Annotated in this window: 7 protein-coding genes and 1 pseudogene; 2 read left to right on the top strand and 6 right to left on the bottom strand. The window is 71.8% G+C overall.

Features of this window, described 5'->3' with window-relative positions; translation table 11 throughout:
- The coding region (locus tag ABDW35_RS29335; protein ID WP_343717388.1) for a LysR family transcriptional regulator at positions 1-925 on the bottom strand (925 nt) is incomplete at its 3' end.
- Between the two features lie 105 nt (positions 926-1,030).
- On the opposite strand from ABDW35_RS29335, the gene ABDW35_RS29330 reads away from it, so the two are divergent.
- Entirely contained in the window at positions 1,031-1,501 is a 471-nt protein-coding gene (locus ABDW35_RS29330) for an ester cyclase (protein ID WP_343717387.1), read from the top strand.
- Complete coding sequence (locus tag ABDW35_RS29325; RefSeq protein WP_343717386.1) at positions 1,498-2,427, top strand: NADP-dependent oxidoreductase; 930 nt, start codon at positions 1,498-1,500, stop codon at positions 2,425-2,427. Before ABDW35_RS29330 ends, ABDW35_RS29325 begins: the two co-directional genes overlap by 4 nt.
- A gap of 9 nt (positions 2,428-2,436) precedes the next feature.
- On the opposite strand, the gene ABDW35_RS29320 is transcribed toward ABDW35_RS29325, so the two are convergent.
- The 5 genes and pseudogenes from ABDW35_RS29320 to ABDW35_RS29300 all read right to left on the bottom strand — a co-directional run.
- Entirely contained in the window at positions 2,437-3,282 is an 846-nt protein-coding gene (locus tag ABDW35_RS29320) for an aminoglycoside phosphotransferase family protein (RefSeq protein ID WP_343717385.1), read from the bottom strand.
- Entirely contained in the window at positions 3,279-4,067 is a 789-nt protein-coding gene (hutG, locus tag ABDW35_RS29315; RefSeq protein ID WP_343717384.1) for an N-formylglutamate deformylase, read from the bottom strand. The genes ABDW35_RS29320 and hutG overlap by 4 nt, the downstream gene beginning before the upstream one ends.
- A complete protein-coding gene (hutH, locus tag ABDW35_RS29310) occupies positions 4,067-5,611 on the bottom strand; it encodes a histidine ammonia-lyase (RefSeq protein ID WP_343717383.1) in 1,545 nt (514 codons plus the stop codon). Before hutH ends, hutG begins: the two co-directional genes overlap by 1 nt.
- A 1-nt stretch (position 5,612) precedes the next feature.
- Positions 5,613-6,248, bottom strand: a complete 636-nt coding sequence (locus ABDW35_RS29305) for a pyridoxamine 5'-phosphate oxidase family protein (protein WP_343717382.1) — start codon at positions 6,246-6,248, stop codon at positions 5,613-5,615.
- Positions 6,241-6,493: pseudogene (locus ABDW35_RS29300) on the bottom strand (urocanate hydratase); the annotation flags it as partial. The gene ABDW35_RS29305 and the pseudogene ABDW35_RS29300, both read right to left, overlap by 8 nt.

Here is a 6,493-nt window from a genome sequence, read left to right as displayed (position 1 = left end):
CGACGACCCGCCGCCCTTCGAGCTGGTGAACCCCGACGGCAAGGCCTGCGCCCTGCTGGTCGCCGACCATGCCGGCCGCGCCTTCCCGAAACCAGGACAGCACGAACGGGATCGACGGCAGGTCGAGCGGCGGGGCCAGCAGGCTGAGGGCGCCGGCATGGCCGGAGGCGGCGACAACGCCCTGCATCAGCGTCGCGATCATGTCGGACTGCGCCACGACGCCCGGCGCCGCATACAGCTGCGGCAAGGTCAGGCCGAGCCTGCGCTTGAGGCCCCGCTTCGCCAGCGCGGCATCGACGACGCCGAACTGCTCGTTTTCGGGCGACACCAGCAGGTGCGACAACGCCAGGAAGCGGTCGAGGTCGAGCGGCCGGCCCGCCGCAGGATGGCCGCGGCGCAGCACGCAGACGAAGCGCTCCTCGAACAGCGGGCGGGACAGGATGCGGCCGGCCGGGGGGGCCGGCACGCCGATCGTCGCGTCGGCCTCGCCGGCATCCAGCACCCGGACCGCATCATCCCGCGCCGTGAAGCTGCGCACCCGCAGCTGGACGCCGGGTGCCGCCGCCTGCAGCGCGATCACCAGGCGCGGCAGCAGCAGGAAGGCCGGGTGTTCCGACAGGCCGAGGGTGAAGGTCGCCGTCGACGCGGCCGGGTCGAAGTCCCGGGTGAAGTCCAGCGTGCGCTGGATCTGCGCCAGGGCGCCGGACAGGGGCTCGGCCAAGTCGAGGGCGCGCGGCGTGGGCTGCAGGCCTTGGGGGCTGCGCACGAACAGGTCGTCCCGCAGCAGGGCGCGCAGCCGGGCCAGCGCGGCGCTCATCGCCGGCTGGGTCCGGCCGATGCGGGCGCCGGCGCGGGTGACGCTGCGCTCCGCCATCAAGGCGTCGAAGGCGACCAGCAGGTTCAGATCGATGCCATGAAGATCCATGGCATGGATGATCTCATATCCAGATCATCGATTTCAAATATGATGGTCCGCCTCCCAAGTCTTGCTCGCCGGGATCGCCCGGCCACCCCAGAGCGAGAATGGAAGATGAACCAGGACCAGAGCAGGCCGGCGGCCGGGCTGACGGCGGAAGACCGGCGCGCGGTCGAGACCTTGTATCGCGCCTTCGCCGATCATGACCCCGACCTGATGGACGAGGCGGTGACCCCGGATTGGCAGGACATTCCGCCGGCGCCGGGCCAGGGGCCCGGGCCGGAGGGGCTGAAGCCGGTGATCCGGGCTTTCCTGCAGGCCTTTCCCGATCTCGATGTCACGATCGAGGACATGTTCGGCCATGACGGCCGGGTCGGCGTGCGGGCGCTGATCACCGGCACGCATCGGGGCGAATGGTTCGGCATCGCGCCCACCGGCCGGACCGTGCGGCTGGCGCTGCACGAATTCCACCATCTGAAGAACGGCCGGATCAGCCACACCTGGCATCTCGAGGACTGGTTCGGGATGCTGCAGCAGGTCGGCGCCTGGCCGCCGGCCCCCGACGCGGGGGAGTCGGCACGATGAAGGCCGCCCGCATCCACGCCTATGGCGATCGCGGCAGCGTCGCGGTCGAGGAGGTGCCGGTGCCGGAGGTCGGGCCGGACGAGGTGCTGATCCGGGTGGCGGCGGCCAGCATCAACCCGCTGGACCTCAAGCTGATCGGCGGCGGGCTCGACACCTATTTCCCGCTGTCCTTCCCCTATGCGCTGGGCACCGACCTTGCCGGCATCGTCGAGCGGGCCGGGCCGCTGGCGGCGCGCTGGCGCCCGGGCGACCGGGTGATCGCCCGGCCGGATCCGGTGCGCGGCGGCGCCTTCGCCGAATTCGCCGCCGTGCCTGCGGCCTGGATCGCCCCGGCTCCGACGACGCTGCCGCTGACCACGGCGGCCGGCCTGCCCACTGCGGCGGGGACGGCCTGGCAGGCGCTGTTCGAAACCGCCCACCTCAAGGCGGGCCAGACCGTGCTGGTCCATGCCGGGGCCGGCGGCGTCGGCAGCGCCGCGGTGCAGCTGGCGCGGGTCGCCGGCGCCAGGGTCGTCGCCACCGGGTCCGGCGCCAATGCCGAGCTGCTGCGCCGGCTCGGCGCCGCCCAGGTCATCGACTATCGGACCGAGGATTTTGCGGCGCAGCTCCGCGATGTCGACGTCGTGCTGGACACCATCGGCGGCGAAACCCAGCACCGCTCCTTCGCCGTGCTGCGGCCGGGCGGGGTGCTGGCCAGCATCGCCTCGCCGCCGGACGAGGCGCTGGCGCGGGCGCATGGCGTCTCCGCCCCCTTCGTGTTCCACCAGACCGACGCCACCCGCCTCGGCCTGGCCGTCGGGCTGTGCGATGCCGGGTCGTTGACGGTGGTGGTGGATCGCGAGCATTCGCTGGAGGAGCTGGCCGCGGCGCTCGACCACGTCGCCTCCGGCCATGCCCGCGGGAAGGTGCTGATCAGGCCGGCCTGATCCGGATGGTCAGCCCGCCAGCAGGCTGCGCATCGCCGTGGCGGTTTCGATCGCCGCGGCGACAGCCTCGTCGCCGTCCCCGTCCTCGACATGCCAGAGGGCGGAGAGGACGGCCTGGGCGAAGGACCAGCGCAGGATGCGCTGCTCCGGCAGGCCCAGCGTCTCGGCGATGATCCGCACCCGGCGGGCAATGTGCCGGGGATCGTTGTACAGCTCCTCGGCGCCCCCGGGGTTGCGCAGGCCGGCACCGGTCTCATAGGCCAGCTCGCCGATCACGCCCTTGGGGTCGATCACCAGCCAGCCGCGGTCGCCGCCGTCCAGCACGTTCTCATGATGCAAATCGCCATGCAGCAGGAAGCGCCGGCCCTGGCTGGCGCAGAGATCCGTGAACTCGGCCTCGGCGCGGTCCAGCAGCGCGGGCGGGATCTCCGGATGCGGCTTGCCGGCGCGGTAGCGGGGGAAGGCGCGGCCCCAATCCTCCACCGTCGGCCAAGGGCCGGGCGGCGGGTCGTCCCGATGCAGATCCGTCATCACGCCGCACAGGATGCGGACGGCCTCGTCGTCGCGGCCGGCCAGCACGGTCCCGGTCAGCTCCGTCCCCGGCAGCGCCCGCTCCAGAAGCACGGCGTTCTGCTCATGCCCGAGCACGCGGACGGCGCTGCGGCCGCGGTAATGCGCCAGCATCACCGGGCCCAGCATCTCGTCGCTGTTCGGCTTCAGCACCTTCAGCACCGCCCGGATGTCGCCGCGGCGGACGAAGGCGACATGGGAACCGTTGCGCTCGATCGCGTCGCCGTCGGGCTCCAGCTCCCAGCGGTCGAGCCACAGCTCGACCGGCGACAGCGCGCTGCTCACGGCTTCCAGGCCAGCATCGATTCCAGCACCCGCTTCAGCACCGCCTTAAGCGGCCCGGCCCGCTCCGCCTGGTAGGTGAAGGGCGGGTCCTCGTCCATGTAGTGGCGCTGGGCCAGCTCCATCTGCAGCGCGTGCACGTTCTGCTGCGGCTGGCCGTAATGGCGGGTGATGATGCCGCCGCGGAACCGGCCGTCGACGACATGGGTGAAGCCCTCGGCCGTGCGGCAGATCTCCGCGATCCGGTCCTTCAGGGCCGGCGCCGCCGTGGTGCCGCCATTGCTGCCCAGGTTCAGGTCGGGCAGCACCCCGTCGAACAGCCGCGGCACTACCGAGCGGATCGAATGCGCGTCATACAGCAGGGCATAGCCATGCCGCGCCTTGATCCGCTCCAGCTCCGCCGCCAGCGCGCCGTGATAGGGCTTCCACACCGTCTCGACCCGCCGGGCGATCTCGGCCGCATCCGGCTCTTCGCCCGGACGGTACAGCGGCCGGCCGTCGAAATCGATGGTCGAGCACAGGCCGGTGGTGGCCTGGCCGGGATACAAGCTCTGGTCGTCCGGCGGGCGGTTCAGGTCGACGACATAGCGCGACTGCACCGCCTGGATGATGCTGACGCCCAGCCCCTCGGCGAAGTCGTACAGCCGGTCGAGATGCCAGTCGGTGTCGCGCAGCAGCAGCCCTTCCGGCGTGAAGCGCTGCCGGATCTCCTCCGGCACGCCGGTGCCGAGATGCGGGATGCTCAGCAGCAGGGGGGCGGTGCCTCTGTGCAGGCGGAACGCGTCCATCACGCGGCCTCCTTCGCGGTGCTCGGCAGCAGGCCGGCGGCGTAGGCCAGGAAGGTGCCGGCCTGGACCAGGCCCTTCGCCGCCTCGATGTCGGGGGCGAAGTAGCGGTCCTCGTCCCATTTCCGCACCTTGGCGCGCAGGACGGCCATGGCCGCCTCGATCCGCTCGGCGCTGCGCAGCGGGCGGTGGAAGTCGATGCCCTGGGCCGCGGCCAGCAGCTCGACACCGACGATCACGGCGGTGTTCTCGGCCATGTCGGACAGGCGGCGCCCGGCATGGGTCGCCATCGACACGTGGTCCTCCTGGTTGGCCGAGGTCGGCAGGCTGTCGACCGAGCTCGGATGCGCCAGGCTCTTGTTCTCGCTGGCCAGGGCGGCCGCGGTGACATGGGCGATCATGAAGCCGGAATTGACGCCCGGGTCGGACACCAGGAAGGGCGGCAGGCCGGACAGGTTGCTGTCGGTCAGCAGCGCGATCCGCCGCTCCGACATCGCGCCGATCTCGGCGATCGCCAGGGCCAGATTGTCGGCGGCGAAGGCCACCGGCTCGGCATGGAAGTTGCCGCCGGAGATGACGTCGCCGGTCTCCGGAAACACCAGCGGGTTGTCGGACACGGCATTGGCCTCGATCTCCAGGATCCGGGCCGCGTGGCGGATCTGGTCGAGGCAGGCGCCCATCACCTGCGGCTGGCAGCGCAGGGAGTAGGGGTCCTGCACCCGGTCGTCATTCTCGACATGCGAGGCGCGGATGGCGCTGTGGTCCAGCAGGCCGCGCAGCGTCGCCGCCACCTCGATCTGGCCCGGCTGGCCGCGCCATTCATGGATGCGCGCGTCGAAGGGCGCGTCGGAGGCGCGGGCGGCGTCGATCGACATGGCGCCGGCGACGAGGCCGGCGGCGAACACCTCCTCCGCCGCGAACAGGCCGAACAGGGCGAGCGCGGTGGAGACCTGGGTGCCGTTCAGCAGGGCCAGGCCCTCCTTCGGCGCCAGGACCAGCGGCTTCAGGCCGATCTGGCGCAGCGCGTCAGCGGCCGGCCAGCGCTTGCCCTTGAGCCGGATTTCGCCCTCGCCGAGCAGCGCCGCCGAGAGATGGGCGAGGGGGGCGAGGTCGCCCGACGCGCCGACCGAGCCCTTGGCCGGGATGCAGGGATAGGCGCGGGCGTCGAGCAGCGCCTGCAGCGCCTCGATCACCACCCAGCGCACGCCGGACCGGCCGCGGGCCAAGCCGTTGAGCTTGAGCGCCAGGATCAGCCGGACCACGGCATCGTCCAGCAGCGGACCGGTGCCGGTGGCGTGCGACAGCACCAGGTTGGTCTGCAGCTGCTGCAGCCGGTCGGTCGGGATCCGGGTCTGGGCCAGCTTGCCGAAGCCGGTGTTGACGCCATAGGCGGTGCGGTTCTCGTCGACGATCGCGGCGACCGTCGCGGCGCCGGCCTCGATCTCCGGCCGGCAGGCCGGGTCGAGGCGCACGGCGCCGTCGGTGCGGGCGATGGACCGGAGCTGCGGCAGCGTCAGCCGGCCGGCGGTGAAGGTGATGTCGGCCATGTCAGTACAGTCGGTTGCGATAGGAGTCTTCGAGGCGGGCATCGGTCTCGGCGGTGTCGAGGCCCTTGATCTGGTCGGCGAGGATCTTGCCCAGTGTCGGGAAGCTGCCGCGTTCGATCTGTACCGCCGGGTCCCACAGGCGGGACCGGATCAGTGCCTTGCCGCAGTGGAAGTACAGCTGGTCGACCGTGACCCGCAGCGCCGAGGTCGGGACCTTGCCGTCGACCGCCATCGGCTGCAGCACCGCCAGGTCGGTGGTGATCGCGGCGCCGCCATTGACCCGCAGCGTCTCGTTGACGCCGGGGACGAAGAACACCAGCCCGACCTTCGGGTTCTCGACCACGTTCGACAGGCTGTCGCACAGGTTGTTGCCGCGCCGGTCCGGGATCAGCAGGGTGGTCTCGTCGGCCACGGTGACGAAGCCGGGCGCGTCGCCGCGGGGCGAGGCGTCGGCGCTGCCGTCCGCCCCCGCCGTGGCGATCACCAGGAAGGGCGACAGGCCGATGAAGGCGCGGGCGTGCCGGTCGATCCGGTGCAGAATCTTGTTCTGCACCAGCCCGCTCGGCTCCGGGTAACGGCTGCGCAGCGCCGCCTGGTCCCGAACGATCTCCCCGGCGCAAAGGCTCCCGTCATCCATGCGTGTCCTCCAGCATCGGCAGCTTCAGGCCCTGTTCACGGGCACAGTCGCGGGCGATGTCGTAGCCCGCATCGGCATGCCGCATGACGCCGGTTCCCGGGACGTTGGTCAACACCCGATCCAGCCGCCGCGCCGCCTCCGGCGTGCCGTCGGCGACGATCACCATGCCGGCATGCTGGCTGTAGCCCATGCCGACGCCGCCGCCATGATGCAGGCTGACCCAGGTGGCGCCCGAGGCGGTGTTG

It is taken from the genome of Inquilinus sp., assembly GCF_039594555.1.
Taxonomy (GTDB): Bacteria; Pseudomonadota; Alphaproteobacteria; order DSM-16000; family Inquilinaceae; genus Inquilinus.
Note: the sequence above shows the minus strand (reverse complement) of the source record. Positions and strands in the feature narration are given on the sequence as shown.